Source organism: Variovorax boronicumulans, assembly GCF_030812215.1.
Classification (GTDB): domain Bacteria; phylum Pseudomonadota; class Gammaproteobacteria; order Burkholderiales; family Burkholderiaceae_C; genus Variovorax; species Variovorax boronicumulans_C.
In genome coordinates, this window is sequence record NZ_JAUSSG010000003.1 from 311,122 (window position 1) to 332,959 (window position 21,838).

The window sequence follows — 21,838 nt, forward strand, 5'->3', positions numbered from 1 at the left end:
ATACAAGAAATGTAGGCAAGAAGGTTTCGGGAGTGGCAGAGGGTATTCCCGGGCCCTGAGATGCCCGGTTTTTGCAGCCGAGGCCTCGCCGGCATCGCTCGCCCACTTCGCCGGAGCAACAAAACCGCAACATTGCTAAACAAATTCCCAAATCTCTGGATGTATTGGTCAAGAACCGTGCGCCAACCCCAGGAGGGGAGTTGGCGGCCTCCCGGACATCACCCCGGGTTTCGGGTCCGCTGTGCGAAGCGGGTTCGAGCAGGCCAAAGCGCAGTTCGCTTCTATATACAGATAGACAGGCGGCACAAAATGGTAGCGATCGTTAGCGGCAACAGCCTCGGGTTGAGCTTGGCGTCTTTGGCAACGCTCGGGCAGCGGGGCACACAGGGGGCCGCCGGCCAGGGGCGCAATGGCGAGCAGGCCTTCGTCAACATCGCCAACGGCAATCTGGTGCTGCAGGACTTCGACGACAAGCTCGTCGGGCGAGGCCTGGACATCCAGGCTGTCCGTACCTACAACAGCCAGGGCCTGCTGAACGACGACAACGCGGACAACTGGGTCGTGGGCGCATATGGCCAGCGCGTCCAGCTCACCGGCACGGTCGCCACGGCCGGCAGCACCCTCACGCGCACAGATCGCGACGGCGCCAGTGCCGTCTACACATGGGACGTCGCGCGCAGCCTCTACGTCAGCTCGGCCGGAGCCGGCGCGTTCGACACCATTGCCTACGATTCCACGGCGCTGCGCTTCACGTGGACCGACGGCAGCACCGGCCTGCTGGAACGCTACGAGTCGACAGGCCAGGGCCGCCTGCTCACGGCGAGCGATCCTGCCGGCAATACGCTGACCTACGCCTACAACGCCAACGGCACGCTGCAGAGCATGGTCGACGCCAACGGTGAGACGACCTACTTCGACTACACGGGCACCAACCTCACCCAGATTCGCACCGTGGCCACGGGCGGAGCCTCCCTCACGCGGGTGCGCTATGCCTACGACAGCGCCAACCGGCTCTCGACGGTCACGGTCGACCTCAGTCCCGAAGACAACAGCATTGCCGACGGCCCGACATACGTCACCACCTATACCTACGACGGCACGAGCAAGCGCGTCGCGTCGGTCACTCAAAAAGATGGGACGAGCCTGGCCTTCACGTATGTGCAGGTGGGGGCCGACTACCGCGTTGCGACCGTCAAGGACGGACTGGGCCAGACCACCAGCTACACGTACGACACCACGGCGCGCAGCACGACCGTTACCGACCCGCTGGGCCTGGTCAGCGTCTACAGCTACGACGCCGCCGGACAACTGACCCAGATCAAGGCACCGCCGGTGGGCGGCGTATCGCAGCTCACGCTGTTCAGCTACGACGCCAGCGGCAACGTCACCCTCGTCACCGACCCGCAAGGCTTCGCGGTGACGATGCAGTACGACGCGAACGGCAATCAGACGCTGCAACGCGATGCCGCGGGAAACACGATCACCCGCACCTACGACGCACGCAACCAACTGCTCACCGAGACCGTCTACCTCACCCCCGATCCGGACGGCGCCGGTGCCGGCTTGCCCTCGCAGCCCCTGACCACACGCTACGTCTACGACGCGGCCGGCAAGAACCAGGTGCGCTTTGTCCTCAGTCCCGAGGGGCGGGTCGCCGAGTACCGCTACGACAGCTACGGCCAGCGCACCAGCAGCCTCGAGTACGCCGCGGCCAAGTACAACGTCACGGCCCTGGCCGCCACCGCCGTTCCCACCGAGGCCGAACTGGTCACCTGGGCTGGCACGCAGGACCGCACCCAGGCCAGCCGCACCGATACCGTCTACGACGCGCGCGGCCAGATCCAGAAGGTCACGGCCTTCGGCCGTGTGGACGCCAGTGGCAACGGCGTGGCCGACGCCAGCCAGTCCATCACCCAGTACGTCTATGACCGCGCGGGCCTGTTGCTGAGCACCATCAGCGCCATCGCCGGCACCACCACCTTCACCTACGACGGCAAGGGGCGCCAGCTCTCGGCGCAGGACGCGCTCGGCCAGACCACGCTGAGCAGTTACGACGACATCAACAACAAGACCGTCATCACTCAGGCCAACGGCCTGATCACCACCAGCGTCTACGACAAGAATTCCCGCCTGGTCAGCGTCACCCAGGGCTCCGCGCTGAATGCGAATCTCGGCGTCACCACCAACTACTACGACAAGAACGGGCGCATCTACCAACAGGTCGACCCGACGGGCGCACGCACGGGGCGCCTTTATGACGAGGCGGGGCGCCTGGTTGCCGAGATCGACGGCAACAACCGGGTGACCGAGTATGTCTACGACAGGAACAACCAGCTCACCCAGAATATCGTCTATGCCACGGCAGCCAATGCGCCCGCGGTCACGGCGTACTTCACCGACCCGAACAGCGCGCCCGTCAATCGGCTGAGCGCCATCCGGCCTGCGAGCAGCGCCGCCGACCAGAAATCCTGGCGCATCTACGACAGCGTCGGCCGGCTCGTGCGAACGATCGATGCGGCCGGCGCGGTCACCGACCTGCGCTACGACGGCGCGTCGCGCCTTGTGGGCACCACGCAGTACAGCCAGGTCATCGCCACGGCTTCCCTGGGCGCGGCGCCAACCCTCGCCGCGACGGCGCCTACGGCCAATGCGGCCAGCGACCGGGTCACACGCCGCTTCTACGACAACGACGGACTGCTGCTGGCCACCCTCGACGCCGAAGGCTATCTGACCGAGTCGCGCTACGACGCCGAGGGACTTCTCGTCACGCAGATCTCCTACGCGACGGCAACCACCGCCGCCCTGCGCGCCAGCGGCACGCTCGCGCAGCTGATTCCGGCGGGCAGCGCGCAAGACCAGACGTCGCGCTGGATCTACGACGCTCAAGATCGCGTCGTGGCGCAGATCGACGCCGAAGGCTTCATGACCGAGAACGTGTATGACGCCAACGGCAACATCACGACCTCCACGCGCCATGCGATTCGCGTCGATGCGACCTTGCTCTCGCAGATGACGACGGCCACGACGGCAGCGAGCTTGCGTCCGGCCGCCAACGCCGAGTCCCGGACGACGACGGTCGTCTACGACAAGCTCAACCGCGTCACGCAACGCACGAATCACGAAGGGACCGTCTTCCGGTACGAGTACGACAACGCCGGCAACCTTGTCAAGACCACCAACGCGTTCGGCACGACCGAAGTCCAGACGATCAACGCCCGCTACGACATCCAGGGGCGCCTCACGGGCGAACTCACCGCCGAAGGCGGCGCGCTGCTCGTCGCCGGCCAGACCCAGGCGCAGATCGATGCCATCTGGTCGCAGTACGGGCTCACGCATGCGTACGATGCGGCCGGCAGGCGTCTCAGCACCACCGATGCATACGGCAACAAGACGCTGTTCTTCTACGACCTGAACGGTCGCCTCACCCACAGCATCAACGCGCTCGGCGAAGTGACCGAGCAGCAGTACGACACGCTCGGCCAACTCGGCGCGACCGTGCGCTATGGCACCCGTCTTGGCAGCATGACCGGCCTTGCCGGCGGGTTGGTCACCGAGGCGCTGAAGACCGCCATCGACGGGATCAGGAATGCCGCGCTCGACAGCAAGCAGACCTTCACCTACGCAGTCACCGGCAAGCTCAGCAGCAGCACCGACGAACTCGGCAACCTGACCCAGTCCAGCTACAACGCCTTCGGCGACCTGACCGGGCGCACGCAAGCGCTCGGCGGTGGGGTGCAACGGGTCCAGTCGATGTCGGTTGACCGCCGCGGCCTCGTCACCGGCACGGTGCAGGACGCATCGGGCATCAATGCCATCACCAGCGCCATCTACGACGCGTTCGGTCGGCTCACGCGCAGCACCGACGCGAACGGCAACGTTCGCCAGCAGGGCTTCGACCGCCTGGGCCGCACGGTCACGACGACCGATGCGCTCCTGGGCGTCCGCACCACCAGCTACGACGCTTTCGATCGCGTGCTGACGCAGACCGATGCGATGGGCCAGGTGACCACGTTCACCTACGACAAGACGCTGCGCAGCGTCGCGGTCAAGACCCCGGAAAACATCACCGTGACCACGGTGCGCACGCGCCTGGGGCAGACGCAAAGCGTGGTCGACGGCAACGGCAACACCACGAGCTACACCTACGACAAGAACGGCAACCTGCTCGTCACGACGACCGCGCTGACGACGACCACGAACACCTACGACCGCTCGACCCGCCTCGCGACCACCAAGGACGCGAACGGCACGACCACGACGCTGGGGTACGACGCGGCCAACCGGCTGCTCACGCGCACTGTCGACCCTACGGGCCTGAACCTGATCACCACCTACGCCTACGACGCCAAGGGCCGGCAGATCAGCGTGACCGATCCGAACGGCGTGGTCACGAGCATCGTGTACGACCTCAAGGGCCAGGTGACCAGCAAGGCCGTGGACCCCACGGGCCTGAACCTCGTCACGCAGTACACCTATGACGGCGTGGGCAACACGCTCACCGTGATCGACCCGAATGGCGTGACCACCCAATACGCCTACGACAAGCTCGGGCGCCGCACGCAGATGCGCGTCGACCCCACGGGGCTGAACCTGACGACGGCCTATGCCTACGACAAGAACGGCAACCTGACGAGCAGCACCGACCCCAACGGGCAGGTCACGCGCCGCGCGTATGACGCCGAAGACCAGCTGATCTTCACGCTCGATGCGCTCGGCAACCTTCAGCGCACGAAGTACGACGCCGAGGGCCGGGTGATCCAGACGGTGGCCTACGCCACGCCGATCGACCTCACCGGCCTCGGCGCAGCGCCGACGGTGGCGCAGATCGAGGCCAAGGTGGTCGTCAGCGCCGCCAAGGACGGCGTCGAATACCGTGTCCTCGACAAGAACGGCCGCCTCGCGGCCACCGTCAACGGTCTGGGCGAGGTCGTCAAGTTCACCTACGACGCCAACGGCAACGTGATCGATCGCGTGGCGTATGCCAATCGCATCGCGCTGGCGAGCTGGACGCCCGGTACCGTTCCCGCGCCAGCGGCGGACGCCGCGCGCGATCAGCGCCTGCGCTCGGTCTACGACCAGCTCAATCGCGCCATCTACACGATCGACGGTGTGGGGGCGGTCAAGCGTGCGGTCTACGACGGCAACGGCAATGTTGTCGAGCGGATCTCCTACGCCGTCACCGTGCCCGTGGCCACGGCAGCCACCGCTGCCGCCCTGACCGCTGCCGTGACATTGGCGACCAACCCGCAGCAAGCGGGGTCCAACCTGTTCACGCAGAGTGAATTCGCCAATGGCGTCGGCGATGCGCCGAGTAGAGCCGGTGCCGTGACGGCAACGACGATGACCGGGTTTGCGGGTGCGATCAGGCTGGCCTCCGATCCAGCCGGCAGCTATGCCTACAAGTCGGTGTCGACGACATCGGGCGTGACCTACACGCTGTCCGTGATCGTGGAGATGGAAGACGGTCTGCCGCCGTCTTTCGGTAGCGCGAGCGTCAACAATGTCGCGAACTCGTTTGCACTGGTGCTGTCCGGGTACGGGAGCAACCCCGTCAAGTACGCCATACAGGATCTTGGAGGCGGCCGCTATCGCGTGACAGCAACCGGAGTGACGCCCGCATCGCCGGGTTTGAGTTTCGGTGTCGTCAAGTACGCCACGAATGACACCCGCGCCTTCCGCGTCAGCGGCTACCAGCTCGAGCAAGCCAACGCCGCCAGCGTCTACACCCCGACCACCACCGCCGCAGTCGTCTACGTGGCAAGCGGCACCCGCGAGCGCTTCGTCTACGACCGGGCGAACCGGCTCACCTGGAGCGCAGACGGCGTGGGTGCGGTGACCAAACAGGTCTACGACAAGAACGGCAATGTGCTCAAGACGATCCAGTACGGCACTGCGATCTCGGGTAGCACGGTTCCTTCGGCTGTCACGGCCTCCGCGAACGACCGCATCACCGACCGGGTGTACGACCGCGCCAACCGGCAGATTTTCGTGACCGATGCGCTCGGCGCCATGACCGAGACCGTCTACGACAAGAACGGCAACGTCACCACGCGCTACAGCTTCGCGAAGGCCGTGGCGGTGCCGACGGCCGCCAGCGCACTGACCGAGACGCAGGCCCGGGCTGCCCGGGTGTACGACTATGCCGGTGCCGACCGGGTGACGCGCGCTGCGTACGACGCGGCCAACCGGCAGGTCTTCGGGGTGGACGCGACCGGCGCGGTCACCGAGACCAGCTACGACGCACTCGGCAATGCCGTGCGAAGCGTGAGCTACGCGACGCTCGTCAACCTCACGACACTGCAGAACAACTGGACCGCGAGCGTGAGCACGGTGCGTGCCCTGGTCACTGCCAGTGCGACCACCGATCGCGTGGTCAAACGGGCCTTCGACGCCGCCGGCCGCCTGGTCTACAGCGTCGATCCGATGGGGTTCGTCAAGCGCAACACCTACGACGGCCTGGATCGCATCACCCAGACCGTCGACTACTCGCTGTCCATCCCGGCCGCCACCGCCAACACGGCCGCTGCGATCGCCGCCGCCATCGTCGTCCAGGCGGCGCAGGACCGGACCAACAGCTTCACCTACGATGCCGCAAGCCGGCTCGTCAGCACGACCGACCCTCTGGGCTTCACCGAAAGCTACGCCTACGACGGGCTGGGCCAGAAGGTCACGTTCACCAACAAGAAGGCTTCGGTCTGGACCTACGTCTACGACGCGGCCGGCCGGATGACGAAGGAGACGTCGCCGGCCGTCGAGGTGACCACCGTCATCCCCGACGCCAGCGGCAAGCTCGTGGTCGACGCGACCCGCACGGGCAGCGCGAGCATCGTGACCCAGATGACCTACGACGCGCTGGGCAACCTGAAGTCGCGCACGGAGGCGGTCGGGCGCGCCGAGCAGCGCACCACAAGCTACGAATACGATGCCGTCGGCCATCAGGTCCGGGTGATCTACCCGCCGGTCGGCGTCTACAACCCCGCGGGCGACACGCTCACGACCAACGGTGCCGGCGGCCTGGCCACCCGTACCGAACTGACCAAGACCCTGGACACGCTGACGACCTACAACGTCTTCGGCGAGGCCATCACGAATCGCGACGTGGCGGGCAGCTTCAGCTACAAGACCTACGACCTGCTCGGCCGGGTCGGCTACGAGGTCGATGCGCTGGGCTTCGTCACGGGCTACCAGTACAACACCTGGGGCCAGGTCAAGGAGCTCAAGCGCTTTGGCGTCGGAACCACGCTCACCGCGGGGAATCCCGCGAGCCTGACTGCCGCCCAGGTCAGCGCGGCGATCAATGCAGCGGGCGTGAACCATGGCGTCGACCGCACGCTCACCACCACGTACGACCGGGCGGGGCGCACCGCCATGGTCGTCGAATCGTCGGCCTATACGTACGACTCGTCCGCGGCACTGGGCGCGCAGTACGCCACGGCAGGGCGCACGACGGTCAACGTCTACAACGCCTTCGGCGACCTCACGCGGGTGGGCCTGCTCAAGAATGCGGGGCAGAACACCTGGGCCTACACGAACAACTACTACAACCAGAAGGGCCAGCAGGTCGCGAGCGTCGATGCGCTCGGCTACCTCACGACCCAAGCTTTCGATGGCGCGGGCAACGTGACCGTTCGCACCGAGTTCGCCAAGGCCGTCGCGGCATGGAACCCGGCCAGCGCGCCGGTGGCAGTGCCGACGACGACGGCGGATGCCGCCAACGACCGCCAGACGATCTTTGCGTTCGATCGCGGAGGCCGCAAGACCAGCGAAACCCGCGTCAGCGTGGAGTTCAGTGCCAGCACGAACGGCACCAGCGCCCGTGCCAACCTCGTGACCAGCTATGCCTACGATGCGGTCGGCAACCTCACGCTGACCACCGACGCGGCCGGCGGCACGACAGTCAGCTACTACGACGCCCTGGGCCGGGTACGCGCCACCGCCTCGCCGTCCACGAGCAACGGCAACCTCACGGCGGTGACCAGGTTCCAGCGCGACGCCTACGGCAACGTCGTGGTCAAGACCGAGACGCACGTCTACAAGGCCACAGCCGGTGCGGATGCCCTCGCCGCGCCCGGGGCGACGAGCCTCACGCCAGGCCAGAGCCTTGCGCCGGGACAAAGCATCTATTCGCCCGACGGACGCTACAACTTCACCCTGCAGACCGACGGCAACCTGGTCGTCTATGACCGGCACGACAACAACCAGGTGCTCTGGAACTCGCAAACCGGTGGGAGCGGTGCGAACAGTTTCGTCTTCCAGGCCGACGGCAACATGGTTCTGTCCGGGCCGAACGGCGTCGTCTGGAACTCCGGCACCGCCGCCAAGGGCGGCACGAGCCTGGTCATGCAGGGCGACGGCAACCTTGTGCTCTACGGCGCGAGCGCCGCCCTCTGGACCAGCGGGGCCGACAACAACTCGCAGATCAACCCCGACCGCCTGACCTACACCCAGTACGACAAGCTCGGCCATGCCACGCAGAGCACGGACGCGGCGGGCTTCAACCACTACAGCTCCTACGACGCCCTGGGCAACGTAGCCAAGGAATGGCAGCTGGTGACCGACGGCGACAACGTCTCGAGCACCCTTTTCCGGGCCTACCAGTACGACAAGCTCGGGCAGCAGACGCACGTCATCGATCCGGCGTCCCGGAGCAAGGTCAGCGGCAGCACGGTCAGCATCGTCACGCAGGCGCAGGCGGGCCTGATCGACACGGCGATGGAATACAACGCTTTCGGCGAATTGACCGCCAAGGGCGTCAACGGCGGGCGCCAGGAGTACTTCGACTACGACAACGCCGGGCGCATCTGGCGAACCAATTCGGGCGACGGCGTCGACAAGGTCGCGCTCTACGACCTGCTCGGCAACCAGACCGCGAAGATCACCAGCTACGGCCTGGCGTCGGGCAACGCGGACTTGCGCAACATCGCCACGCCCGATGCGGTGGCCGCGACCGACCTTCGCCGCACGGACATGGTCTATGACCTGCTGGGCCGCGTCACTTCGACCCTCGAGCCCCGACGCAGCGAGTGGACGGGCGGTGCACAAGTCAGCCGCCTGTTCAGCCAGGGATCCGTCGCCGGCTCCAGCAACCCGACCCGGGACGAAAACGGGATGGTCAACGGCCGCAGCGGCACGAACACGGTCAATCTTGCCTGGTCTCCCTTGAGGAATCTCGGCAGTGGCGACATCAAGGTCGTCATGGAGTACATGACCCAGCTCTACCCGCTGAGTCCGCGGCCGCTGGATGGAAACGGCAATCCGGTCACGACCGACGAGTCGGGCAATCCGCTGCCGCCACCGCAGATGGAAGGCGGCCTGATTCGCACGCAGACGCGGATCGTGACCAATGCGGCGGAGAACACCAACAGCCTGACGATGACCTGGCAGGACGAGTGGAACGACGCAAAGGGCGGTGTCGAGAAAGTCACGCGCCTGACCATCTACAAGAAGGACGTGTACGGCAACTGGCAGCCCGTCATCAGCGAGGGATCGCTCGGCTACAGCGGCCAGGTCATGGACATCGATGCGCCGGACGACCTGACCACCACCATGCGCATGCAGGTTCGTCCGGCAGGCAGCACCGGCGAGACCGGCTGGGTAAATGCCCCGCTGGTGAACTTCGGCGACATGCTGCGCTACAACGCCAGCGGCCTGGCGGCGGGCAGCTACGAGTACCGCGTGACGCAGACCACGACGGCCGGCGTGACCAGCGTGACCGCCAGCGGCACCGTCACCCTGACCTCGCCGCCGCTGTCGCTCATCAGCGTGCCGATGGCGTTCTATCAGATGGGCGCCACCAGCGGCGGCCTGTTCACCTGGTCATCGCCGGGAACGTCCGTGGAGCAGGTCTTCCGCTACCGGGTGGCCGGCAGCACGGGCGCGTGGACTGCGACGCCAGTCACCGCCCGCGGCAACGGCCGGGACGGCGTCGACGTCACGCTGGTGGCCGCCGGCAACTACGAATACGAGCTGCTCTGGACGCATTCGGGCGAGGGCGTGCCGTACGCGCACGCCACGGGCAATTTCTCATCGAGCGGATTCAAGCTCCCGCAATGGGTCCCGCCGGTCAATCTGCCGGTGATCACGGGCGCTGCCGTTCGCTCCACCACCACCGGCGGCACCGACGAGTCGGGCAACCCGATCGGCAGCCCGAAGACCATTGTCGAATGGCCCTACTCGACCATCATCAACGCCGGCAACACGGTGACCTTCGAGTACCGCGCCGTGGGCGGCAGCGCCTGGAGCACGCTGCCGATCGTCAATCTGGCCGGCAGCAACGAATCGGGCCTGCCGATCGGCATGCAACAGGTGGACATCACCAACCTCGCGGCCGGCCGCTACGAGTACCGCATCCTGGCGACGCTGGTCTCCGGTGGAACCTCGCAACCGGTCGCGCAGGCGACGGGCATTCTGGACAATCAGAGAACGCCCATCATGGAAACGCGCTCGGGCGTGAACATGGTGCCGTACCAGGTTCAGGTGGGGTCCGATCCGATCTATGCCCGCGATGAGAGCGGCAACATCGTCTACGAGACCGTCTACGAGACGCAGTACCAAACGCGCACCGATCCGGTCTATGGGTGGGTGCAGGTGCCGCGCCAGGAGGCCTATACGGTCGCGGTGCAGGGCCCGCCCCAGACGACCACCGACGAGTCGGGCAACGTCATCATCGTGCGCGACCCATGGGGCAACATCCAGTACACGACGGTCTACGAGACGCGCTATAGAACCGTCTACGACAACGTGCTGGTGATCACCGGCTGGCAGAACGTGACCTACCCGGTCCAGGTCGCGGTGCAGAAACCCGTGATCACCGGTTACCAGCCGCGCTACGAAACCCGCTACCAAGCCGTGCCCTACTCCTACCAGGTGCAGGTCGGCACGACCGCGCCATCGGTGCAGGACAACACGCCGCCCTACACCCCGGGCTACATGACGCCGCTGATCCCGCCGCTCTTTGCTTCCGTCACCAGCACGGTGGCGGGCAGCGCGGCGGTGAGCCAGAGCAACACCAACGGCGCCAACGCCGTGCAGACCCCCGCCATCCAGGGCGCCGGCAGCTCGCCGCGCCCCGTGGTGAACCGGAACACCGACCGCTGGGGCAACGTGGTCTCCATCAGCGACCCGCGCTCGGCGGGCTGGGTGACCACCTACCGCTACAACGCCAACAACCAGCTCATCGAGCAGAAGCAGACCGACGCCGACGGCGTGCAGGGCACCGCGGGTGCTGCCGTGACCCAGTTGTTCTACGACAAGCTGGGTCGCCAGGTGGCGATCAAGGATGCCAACGGCAAGATCCAGGGCCAGGTCTACGACGCGCGCGGCAATCTCCTGCAGGAGCTGCATGCCGACGGCGGCGTGATCCGCAACAGCTACAACGTCTTCGGCAACAAGGTTTCGGCGACCGATGCGCTGACGGTGGCGCCCAACCTCACCAGCTTCACCTACGACAGCCTGGGCCGCTTGCTCACGACCACGCGCGGCGTGGTGCAGGTCTTCAACGCCGAGACGCCCAACAACATCCCGCAACTGGTTGCGACCCGGGCCATCGTCGAGTCCAGCACCTGGGACCAGGCCGGGCGCAAGCTCAGCCAGACCAATGGCAACGGCGAGACCATCCGCTATGTCTACGACATGCAGGGTCGCGTGGTGCGCACCATCCAGCCCATGGGCCAGAGCACCAAGGTGGCCTACGACGCCCTTGGCAACAAGACCGCGGAAGTCGACGGCAACGGCTACATGGCCACCTGGAGCTACAGCTACTTCGGCAAGGTGCTCACGCACACCGACTTCGGCGGCCGTGCCTACACCTACACCTACGACAAGGCAGGACAGCTCACTTTCGACAGCGGCACCAACCGCACGTACACCTACAACATCGAAGGCTTGCTGGCTCGCACCTACGACCAGACCACCGGCCAGGATGCCCGCTACGAATACGACCTGGCCGGCAACCGCGTGCGCGAATGGTTCGGCCAGGGCGGCGTGGTCTACAAGGACAACCACATCGCCTACGACGCGCTTGGCCGCATGCGCTGGGTGGCCGACGGCCGTGCGTACGTCAACATCGAGTACGACAAGGTGGGCAACCGCACGCGCATCAAGACGCACGTGCTCGACCAGGACACGAGCCTGGACAGCGACCTGTACTTCCAGTACGACGCGATGAACCGCCAGACGGTGGCCAATGCCGCCAACGCGGCGGGCGCACTGGGCGCGCAGGGCCACAGGATCACTTACGACCAGAACGGCAACCGCACCAGCGACACGTGGTGGGGCAATCGTGTGCAGACGGTGGACGGGCAAAGCCAGATCACCGGCTACGACCCGATGACCGGGGCGGCGATCTACAGCACGGCCACCAAGCAGTACGTGACCAGCCAGGGCGAGACCACCGAGGCGTACCGCTACGACGCGCTGGGGCGCCTGCAGAGCGTGGTGCGCGACGGCGTGCAGACCGATGCGCGCCTGTACGACGGCGCCAGCCGCGTGGTGCAGACCGGCCCCGCGGGCACCTTGCCGGTAGGCTACGTCAATGCCTTGCTGGGCACCACCTGGAACGGCCAGACGCTCGCGGGCACGGGCAGCGAGACGCGCATCAGCACCTACAACGCCAACGGCCAGATCACGCGCCAGGACGTGTTCAACAGCCAGAACGTGCGCAAGTACACCATCGGCTACGGTGCGCTGGGCGCGCCGATCGTACCGGGCATGGGAACGGCCGGCGGCTACGACAACGCGGGCAACCTCTTGGGCTACACGGTGTGGAATTTCACGCCGGGGCAGGTGAGCGTGACCAACTACGCCAACACCTACTCGCGCGCCGAGGGCTACCGGCAGATGACCACCGTGGGCACGAGCAACGTGAACCTGCCGGGCGGCACGAACTGGTTCTACGGCAACGGCAACGAGCTGCTGGGCATCGGCGACGTGACCCTGCCTGCGACCAACCGCACCTTCGTGAGCGACATGGAGGGCAACATCCTGTATTCGAAATACCTGGCCTCGGGCCAGGAGCAGCGCCAGCTGGTGGTCAACGGCGAGGTGCTGGGGCAGTACGGGCAACTGCGCGACCCGAACAACCCGAGCATGCCCAACGGCGTGCCGCTGTTCCAGGCGCGGGCGGAGTTCAATTTCGGGTACCAGCCGATCGACGGCAACTACCCGTCGGCCAGCCCGGGCACGTATGCGGTGAGCGTGGGCGACACGCTGCAGAGCATTGCGCGCGGGGCCTATGGGGATGAGGGGCTGTGGTACCTGATTGCGGACGCCAATGGGTTGTCGAGCAATGCGGATCTGAAGTCGGGGCAGGTGCTGACGATTCCTACGAAGGTAGGGGCGGCGAACAATGCGAACAGCTTCAAGCCGTATGACCCGAGCAAGATGGTGGGGGATACGAGTCCCAACATGCCGATGCCCGAGCCCAAGGGGAGCGGGGGCGGATGCGGTGGACTGGGGCAGATCATCGTGGCCATCGTGGCCGTCGTTGCTTCGTACTTTACGTTTGGCTATAGCCTCTCGCTCATCGGCCCTGCCGGAGTAACTGTCGGCACTGCGAGCGCCGGCACCTTGGCTGCTGCTGGGGCCATCGCTGGCGCCGTGGGTTCCATCGCGAGTCAGGCGGTCGGCGTTGCCATCGGTGCCCAGGACAGCTTCAGCTGGAAGGGCGTAGCGCTCGGCGCGATCGGAGGCGCGATTGGCGGTGCCTTGAGCGGGTTCCAGCCCTTTGGCACGGCAAGTCAGACGGCGCTGGTGGGCAATGCGATCGTGCGGAGCGCCATCGGCAATGCCGCGACGCAAGGCATTGCAATTGCCACTGGGTTGCAAGAAAAGTTCAGCTGGAAGAGCGTCGCGGCCAGCGCTGCGAGCGCAGGCGTCGGTCAAGGGCTGAATGCGGCGATGGACTACTACCCCGGTCAGCAGGCGGGCATGAATGGCGTGCCTGACGGAGCGATCACGGGCTTCGATCTAGGGCGGAGCTTGGTTTCGGGGCTGGGCGGCAGCTTGGTGGGGCAGGTAGCGCGCGGTGGAAAGATCAGTGCGGGCGCGCTCGCGGCGGATGCCTTTGGCAACGTCATTGGGGATTCGCTGGCCGCGGCTAACGGCCAGCAGGCGGGCGAACAGCAGACTAAGCCGAACGCCTCGATGAACACCCTGCACGACGGTTCAACGATCAGCGACGCTGAAGCTATCCGCCGAAACCGTTTGTTCCTGCAATCCGCATATGCGGCCAACGGGGTGTTGGATCCATCGCAGCCTGTTGTGATGTCGGAGGCACCTAGCGGCGGTCGCGTCACTGCGGTAACGACTGGTGTTCCTCCCTGGGCTTGGGAGAGAGTCGATGACGGTGAAGGCGGCACCTATTACCAGGGCAGCTATCAGTCCGACTCTGGCGCACCTGGGCGCCTTCCTGCCATCACCGTTGAGGCTCGAGATACGCCCCCCCCGGGCTATATTGACACGAGCTTCTTGACGGCCTCCAGGGCTGCACAGCAAGCGGGGATTGACAAAGCAAAGGCGGTTGAAACAGCGCCAAGTGGTGGTCGCTACTACGGTAGCCTTACGCCGTACCAGCCGACGTTCTGGGAAAAGACATGGCTATCGCCCGAGGTGCAGCATGTGATGGGCAATACCATTGCAGGCAAGCTGGTAGGTGGGGTGGCAAATACTCTGGGGACTGGATGGGCAAGCTTTGTCAGCGATGACGGCTACAACCCTGCAACCGGCAAGAATCTCAACCTGACGCAGCAGCGGGATGGACGTATCGATACGTTGATCAACGCAGCGGCGACGGTTCTGACCGGGGGCGCAAGCACAGCAACCAGAATTGAAATGCAGGCGGTGAAAAGTGAGGCGCTTGCGATTGAACGGCAGGCGCTCACACGCGGTGAACAGTTGCGCCAAAAGTACGGACATCTAAGTACTGATGAACGCCAAGCCATCATTTGGGAACGCACTGAAAATATCGCTCGCAGGGAGTTGGAAGCAAGGCAAGCAGCAACTCCTGACGCTCATTTTATGGCGAGGCATTCGCCTCAAGTGCCATTGAGGGACCAGCTTGTATCCGCGGCAACGGGCATGCGCCCAGATGGAAAAATCACGGGAAAGTTGAATAATAGATTTGCAGTTGACTCTACGCAATTCTTGTCCAACAAGGACATGCTTTACGGCATCAATCGAGCCGAACGAATTCAACAGTATGCGATAAGTACGGGAAATCCAATTGATAACTATATTTCTCTTAAATTCAATGATGTTGTGGGGGAGGGATATTTGAAGAACACGCCATTGTTTGGTGGAGATCCGACAAAATTCTATCGGCAGACGAAGTTTGCCAATTTTGGAATTGACTCGAAAACGGGGCAAGCCATCACTGCTTTCCCAGTAATTTCGAATAAAAGCTTGGGGACTCTCTATTAAATGTTAACTATGATTTATAAAATCAAGGCCAACCCAAACTATATATCAAGCCTACTTGGGCCTTTGGCGCTCGCTACAGCAAAAGGATCAAACCAGGATGTGTTTGATTTGATCGACTACTCAAGTAAAGATAAGACTCGATTGGTTATTGATTCTTTGATTCTTCCGAGTTTTGAGAGATTGACTGACTCAACAAAAACGGAGGTGGGTAGGGCGCTTGGATATTTTTTGTATCACTCGAACGTCGCGAGTGAGGTGATTACAGAGAAACTGCTGCTCTGCGAAATTCCACCCTCTTTGCATCAGGAATTTATTAAAGTGCTTTGGGATTCTCTTTTTCCAGAAGAGTCAACTAAGAAGATCGCGGAAAGCGTTAGTGGTATCGTGAATAGGCCGCTGGTCATGGGTGAATTCTCCTTCTCCCGCAAGGCTGATCTTGCATTGGATGAACTTGTGGAAAAATTGAAAAAGCGCCTGTCGGAAGATTGCTGATGTTGCGGCTGTGGCAGCAAGTGCGCGCCGCTGCGCTGACATTGGGGTGAGTCTTGTGTTTTGCGCAAATTCTTCCGGCGCGCAATATTTAGTCAGCTGCGGGGAATAGGAAATTCCCGAGATTGGGGAGGGTCTTATTGTTAAGAAGTGGAGGGCCGGATTAAAATTCGATGCTCGCCCGCTGGTTGTAGACGAACCGCTGCATAGGCGCTGTCCTGCTCAGAGCAACACGCAATGATTGAATTGAATTGAAGATCGAGAGTTTTAATTCATTGCAGATAAGCTGCGACCGTGCGGTTCGGTCTACCACAATTCGATCTGATTTTTTTGAGCGCCAATGCTCGAAGTAGCAGTGCTTTGTGGGTACGATTTTCTAATTCCAAAATAATATGAAAAATATCACCCTGATTAAATTAATGTCTGTGGTCTTGTTCGCTTGTTCGTGCGCAGCAAACGCCGCAACATGCCACATCAATGATGTGGCAACCCTGATGTCTTGCATGCAGTACAAAAGCACCTACGACACATTTCAATTAACGAATGATGTGGTCTGCGGCCAAGGTCCCGGAAACAGCTGCTGCTCTGGAGCAAATTCTCCGCTTCTGGACTTCAATAATTTTCAGAACAAGATCCTGGATGGAAACGGCCATCGCCTGACACGGCTTGCGCAGCAAAAGGCTTGCCCAGCGATCCAGGTGTCGGGTGCCTCCAACATTCAGATTTCCAATCTCACGATCGACGAAAACGGCAATGTCCCGCCTTGCGGTCCTTTTGATGGTTGCGCCCCAACGATTGAGATCGTTGATTCAACAGATATCACTCTGAATGGCGTTCATATAAACGATGGAAAAGGAAATTCCGTCAATGCTTGGGGCGTGAATGGACTTAATTTTCTGAATTCATCAATTTCCAATGCCGGGGTAATAGGTCTTTACGTAGGTCATGCGGTGTATCGGCAAAGTTATCGGCTGCAAGTGCGAAACTCTGTTTTCGCCGGAGCACGCGCCAATGGACTTGCAATCGAAGGAGCGGGAGGCACATCTCCAACAGACAATGTAATTGCCAATAACGTATTCAATCGCAATCATCATCACGGCTTGTGGTCCGATGGGAATGGCGGACTCTACAATGGCGGTCAGCTGTACCTGGCTCGCGCCAGCAATCTTACGGTCGCGAATAATACATTTGGAGATGGGCGCTGCTTCAACTGCTCCACATCTCAGATTTGGGCCGTTGAATTTGGAACCGCCAACAGCGCCGATGGCATGACACTGTCCAATATTCAACTGTCAAATAATTATATTTTCAATCACCTGGGAGTGGGTTTTTTCTTGAACCCCAATTCTCCTGTGGATGGAACATTGCAGATTTCGGGAAACAAGGTATTTGGTGTTACCTCTCTTTCCAATTTCACTTCCTTGAACTTGGGAAGCAACAATGTGGGCGATGCCCCGATTACGCTTTCGCATGAAGGGCTCAATGGCTATGAGCTCTTCAGATTGAATGGAGCCTTCCACTTCGAAAGCTCGTGGGCCATGCCGAATACGGTGCAGGAAGCAAGAATGGCTTTGAGCCTTTCGCCGCGACCAGGTGCACGAAGGACGCCGATCTACCGATGCGTGCAATCGACCGTCGCCCAGAACGATTTCCCCAGCCTGGATGCAAACTGCGAAGGTCAGGTGCTCCATTCCATATTGGGCTACTCGTTCGAACCTGGCCACCCGGGGGCTCAGGCTTTTTACCGGTGCAGGGTTGGGAGCGACCACTTCGCCAGCTGGGATCCTGGATGCGAGGGCCAAGTCGTGGATGGTCCCCTTGGTTACGCCGTACCGAGGTAGCAAAAACAGAGGGGCAGATTGCAATCTGCGCTTCAGCGAATGGCGAGCGCGCTTTTGTTTTGCATCGCCAAGAGCCGAACAACGATGCGTCTACGCCCCCACGCCCTGGACACGCGCAGTTGGATCTGAAGGTCCGTGAACCTATTGCCCGTGCGGCGATGAAAGACGCGGGGGAAGTGGCCGCGCGGCGTCAGTCAGCTACTTGTATCACTCCGCGGCTGCTTGCTACTCACAGGCCGCCGTTCGTCGCGATGCAGGCGTGCCCGACCGCCGCCATCTGCGCGAGCAACCCGACCGCCTCAGAAAAGAGCGCCGGCTGCGCCTTGAACGTGAAGCGCGTGTGTTCGGGCAACTCGAGCGCGCCGGCGCCTTCAGGCGTGAGGGTGAGCGCGAGGCAGTTGCCCCGCACCGCGAGCGCCAGCACTTCCCCGCTGCAGGCCAGGTCCTGGCTCGTGCGCTCCAGGTACAGCGCGTCTTCTTCGAGGATGCCGGTGGGCGTTTTTCCGCAGACGATGTGCAGCACGTCCAGCGGCTCACCGAGCGAAGCAAAGCCGAGCGTGAGCCACAGCATGCCGTCGTCGTCGCCCACGAAGAGTTCGACCACATCGAAGGCGGTGGTGACTGCAGGTTCCGGCGCGGCGTGATTCATTCGGCGTGGCGTGAAGGTTTTCGCGGCGACTCTAGAAGGCCGGTGGCCGGCCCGCCAGTGTCGAAAGTCACCCCACCCGGGCCGCGGACATGCATGCCGCTCACTCGCACCGCCCTCGTACCATTGCCCGCATGCGAACACTCCCACTCCCCACCGGCGGCGAGATGCCGGTTCTCGGCCTCGGCACCTGGCGCATGGGCGAGGTGGCCGGGCGCCGCGCGGCCGAGGTCGCCGCGGTGCGCGAAGCCATCGTGCTGGGCTACCGGCTCATCGACACCGCCGAGATGTACGGCGAAGGCGGCGCCGAGACGGTGCTCGGCCAGGCCGTCGGCGAGGCGCTGCGTGCGGGCGACGTGCGGCGCGATGACCTCTTCATCGTGAGCAAGGTCTATCCGCACAACGCGAGCCGCCGCGGCACGCGCGAGGCCTGCGAGCGCAGCCTGAAGCGAATGGGGCTCGACGCCATCGACCTCTACCTGCTGCATTGGCGCGGCAGCCATCCGTTGAGCGAGACGGTCGAGGCAATGCATGGGCTCGTGGCCGATGGGCGCATCGCGCACTGGGGCGTGAGCAACTTCGACACCGACGACATGGAAGAGCTGGAGGGCGTCATCGGCAGTGGCCCGGGCTGTGCGGCCAACCAGGTGTATCTGTCGCTCGGCGAGCGTGGCCCGGAGTTCAACTTGCTGCCCTGGCTGCGCGAACGCGGCATGCCGCTGATGGCCTACAGCCCCATCGACCAGGGCGCATTGGCCGGCGACGACGCGCTTGGAGAACTGGCGCAGCGCCTCGGCGTGACCGCCGCGCAGTTGGCATTGGCCGCGGTGATCGCGCGCCCCGGTGTCGTCGCGATTCCGAAGGCAGTGCGCAGCGCGCATCTGAAAGAAAACCTTGCAGCCGCCGAACTGAAGCTCGATGCGGCGACCCTCGCCGAGCTGGACCGCCTGCATCCGCCGCCGCGGCGCAAGACGCCGCTGGCGATGATCTGATTTCCTTTCAGTGCGCCTCGGCCTGCTTGGCCGCCGCGATCACGGCCTGCTCGTCGTGCTTTGCACCGTTGAGGAACAGGTTCAACAGCACCGCCGCAATCGACGCCAGCAGGATGCCCGACTCGATCAGCGAATGGATCGCATGCGGCATCCACTGCTTGAAGTTCGGCGCGATCAGCGGAATCATGCCGACGCCGATCGACACCGCGACGATCATCGCGTTGTGGCGGTTCGTCTTGAAGTCCACGCCCGAGAGAATGCGGATGCCGGTGGCCGCGACCATGCCGAACATCACGAGGCCCGCGCCGCCAAGCACCACGGTGGGCAATGACTCCACCAGCGCCGCCATCTTCGGCAGCAGGCCCAGCACGATGAGGATCACGCCGCCTGCCACGCACACGTAGCGGCTCTTGATGCCGGTGACGGCCACGAGGCCCACGTTCTGCGAGAAGCTGGTATACGGAAAGGTGTTGAAGATGCCGCCGATCAGCGTGCCCAGGCCGTCGGTGCGCAGGCCCTTGGCCAGGTCCTTCTGCGTGATCTTGCGGTCGGTCATCTCGCCGAGCGCGAGGAACATGCCGGTGGATTCGATCATCACCACGATCATGATCAGCGTCATCGTGAGGATCAGGATCGGGTCGAACTGCGGCATGCCGAAGTGAAAGGGCAGCACGATGTCGACCCATGCGGCCTTGCCGACTTTCTCGTAGGTCATGAGCCCGGTGATCGAGGCGACGACCGCGCCGATCACGATGCCCAGCAGCACCGAGATGTTGGCGACGAAGCCTTTGGCGTACTTGACGATGAGCAGGATCGACACGAGCACCAGCGCCGCCACGCCGAAGCCCGAGAGGTCCGCGTACTTGGGGTTGGGCACCGTGGGCATGATCGCGAAGCCCTTGGGCACCGCCGGAATCGAGCTGCCCGGCGAGGTGACTTCGGCAAGCCACTTGGCATACACCGGGTCGACCAGCGCGGGCGCTGTCGGACCCACGGGGTTGCCGAAGATCCAGTTGATGCCAACGCGCATCAGGCTGATGCCGATGACCGCGATGATCGTGCCCGTGACCACTGGCGGAAAGAACCGCAGCATGCGGCTCACGAGCGGCGCGATGAGGATCGACACCACGCCCGCGCCGATGATGGCGCCGAAGAGCAACTGCGCGCCGTTCTGCCCGGGGTTGGCATTGGCAATGGCCACCATCGGCGCGACCGATGCGAAGGTCACGCCCATCATCACCGGCAGCTTGATGCCGAAGAACTGCGTGGCGCCCAGCGCCTGGATCAGCGTGGCGATGCCGCAGCAAAAGAGGTCGGCGGAAATCAGCAGCGCGACTTCATCGGGCGAGAGCTTGAGCGCGCGGCCCACGATGAGCGGCACCGCGACGGCGCCTGCGTACATCACCAGCACATGCTGCAGGCCGAGGGCCGCGAGCTTGCCCGAGGGCAGGCGCTGGTCCACCGGATGGACTGTGGAAACAGAAGAGGAAGTCTCGGCCGTCATCGTGTATCTCCTGGCGCAGCAAGGGGAGAGAAGGCGCGGACGGCGCGTCGTTTCGCGGCGTCCACAAAGTGTGTACGCGAAACTGTATACAATTTATGCGGCAATACGGATGCAGGAAAACCCGCATCGCCGCGCGCAATGGTGTCGGGCTGTTTCTAGGCGAGCAGGGCCTTGACCAGATCGAGCTGCCGGTCAGGTTTGTCGGTGCCCAGTTCAAGGCTCGCCTCGATGCGTTCGAGGTGTTCGGTCATGCAGATCACGGCGCCTTCCACGTCGCCTTTGCGGCAGATGCGAAGGAAGTCCGAGTGCTCATCCGACGAGCAGTGCGGATCGTTCGACGAGTGATACAGCATCGCGATCAGCGAGCTGCGCGCCACCAGCTCGCGCACCAGTTCCGTCAGCGTGTGGTTGCCCGTCGCCTCGGCCAGCGCCACGTGAAAGTCTCCCAGTACCTTCTCGCGCACCGTGCCCATCGCGGGGCTCTGGCGCAGCGCCGTGCGCTCGAACTTGATGTGCTGCTCCAGCACCTGGTAGTCGCGCGGCCGCGCATTCGCGATGAAGAGGCGCACCACCTCGCTCTCCAGGATGCGGCGCACCGCGAACACCTCGCGCGCTTCCTGCACCGTGGGCTGCGAGACGAAAGCACCCTTGTCGGGAATCATCTCGATGAGCTTGTCCTTCGAGAGCATCAAGAGCGCCGCGCGCACCTTGGTGCGGCTCACCGAATAGACCCGGCCCAGCGCCTCTTCGCGCAGCCATGTGCCGGGCGGCAGGCGCTTCTCGACGATGGCGGTGGCGATGTCCTGGGCGATGCTCTCGATGGAGCTGCCCTTGTCGGCAGCCGCGCCGTTCTCGGCGGGGGCGGGGATCGTTTCGGGGAGAGCAGGGGGTTTGGAGCTGGCGCGGGGCATGCGGAGATTGTGGCTCAGCGTTCGATGGCCCCGCCCGC

The 21,838-nt window shown here is 63.6% G+C and carries 7 protein-coding genes; 4 read left to right on the top strand and 3 right to left on the bottom strand.

Going from position 1 to position 21,838, the window contains the following annotated elements:
* Positions 1-309: 309 nt before the first annotated feature.
* From J2W23_RS10790 to J2W23_RS10800, 3 genes are all read left to right on the top strand, one after another.
* The gene (locus J2W23_RS10790; RefSeq protein WP_307648703.1) at positions 310-15,417 is read left to right on the top strand and encodes a LysM peptidoglycan-binding domain-containing protein; all 15,108 of its coding nucleotides are present in this window, start codon (positions 310-312) and stop codon (positions 15,415-15,417) included.
* 9 nt (positions 15,418-15,426) lie between these two features.
* Positions 15,427-15,909: a hypothetical protein gene (locus tag J2W23_RS10795; RefSeq protein ID WP_307648704.1), complete on the top strand. Its 483-nt coding sequence runs from the start codon at positions 15,427-15,429 to the stop codon at positions 15,907-15,909.
* A 389-nt stretch (positions 15,910-16,298) separates the two neighbouring features.
* The gene (locus J2W23_RS10800; protein ID WP_307648705.1) at positions 16,299-17,747 is read left to right on the top strand and encodes a right-handed parallel beta-helix repeat-containing protein; all 1,449 of its coding nucleotides are present in this window, start codon (positions 16,299-16,301) and stop codon (positions 17,745-17,747) included.
* A gap of 229 nt (positions 17,748-17,976) precedes the next feature.
* Here J2W23_RS10800 and J2W23_RS10805 read toward each other — a convergent pair whose 3' ends face one another.
* A complete protein-coding gene (locus J2W23_RS10805; protein WP_307648706.1) occupies positions 17,977-18,396 on the bottom strand; it encodes a hypothetical protein in 420 nt (139 codons plus the stop codon).
* A gap of 131 nt (positions 18,397-18,527) precedes the next feature.
* On the opposite strand from J2W23_RS10805, the gene J2W23_RS10810 reads away from it, so the two are divergent.
* Positions 18,528-19,385, top strand: coding sequence for an aldo/keto reductase (locus J2W23_RS10810; RefSeq protein WP_307648707.1), 858 nt, complete (start codon positions 18,528-18,530; stop codon positions 19,383-19,385).
* Positions 19,386-19,392: 7 nt separating this feature from the next.
* Here J2W23_RS10810 and J2W23_RS10815 read toward each other — a convergent pair whose 3' ends face one another.
* Together J2W23_RS10815 and J2W23_RS10820 are read right to left on the bottom strand one after the other, a co-directional pair.
* Complete coding sequence (locus J2W23_RS10815; RefSeq protein WP_307648708.1) at positions 19,393-20,889, bottom strand: nucleobase:cation symporter-2 family protein; 1,497 nt, start codon at positions 20,887-20,889, stop codon at positions 19,393-19,395.
* Positions 20,890-21,044: 155 nt separating this feature from the next.
* A complete protein-coding gene (locus tag J2W23_RS10820; RefSeq protein WP_307648709.1) occupies positions 21,045-21,800 on the bottom strand; it encodes a GntR family transcriptional regulator in 756 nt (251 codons plus the stop codon).
* Positions 21,801-21,838 lie beyond the last annotated feature (38 nt).

Bases quoted from the DNA above. Each gene is read 5' to 3' on its own strand.
- J2W23_RS10820 (WP_307648709.1), bottom strand. From the start codon at position 21,800: ATGCCCCGCGCCAGCTCCAAACCCCCTGCTCTCCCCGAAACGATCCCC.
- J2W23_RS10810 (WP_307648707.1), top strand. From the start codon at position 18,528: ATGCGAACACTCCCACTCCCCACCGGCGGCGAGATGCCGGTTCTCGGC.
- J2W23_RS10790 (WP_307648703.1), top strand. From the start codon at position 310: ATGGTAGCGATCGTTAGCGGCAACAGCCTCGGGTTGAGCTTGGCGTCT.
- J2W23_RS10805 (WP_307648706.1), bottom strand. From the start codon at position 18,396: ATGAATCACGCCGCGCCGGAACCTGCAGTCACCACCGCCTTCGATGTG.
- J2W23_RS10795 (WP_307648704.1), top strand. From the start codon at position 15,427: ATGATTTATAAAATCAAGGCCAACCCAAACTATATATCAAGCCTACTT.
- J2W23_RS10815 (WP_307648708.1), bottom strand. From the start codon at position 20,889: ATGACGGCCGAGACTTCCTCTTCTGTTTCCACAGTCCATCCGGTGGAC.
- J2W23_RS10800 (WP_307648705.1), top strand. From the start codon at position 16,299: ATGAAAAATATCACCCTGATTAAATTAATGTCTGTGGTCTTGTTCGCT.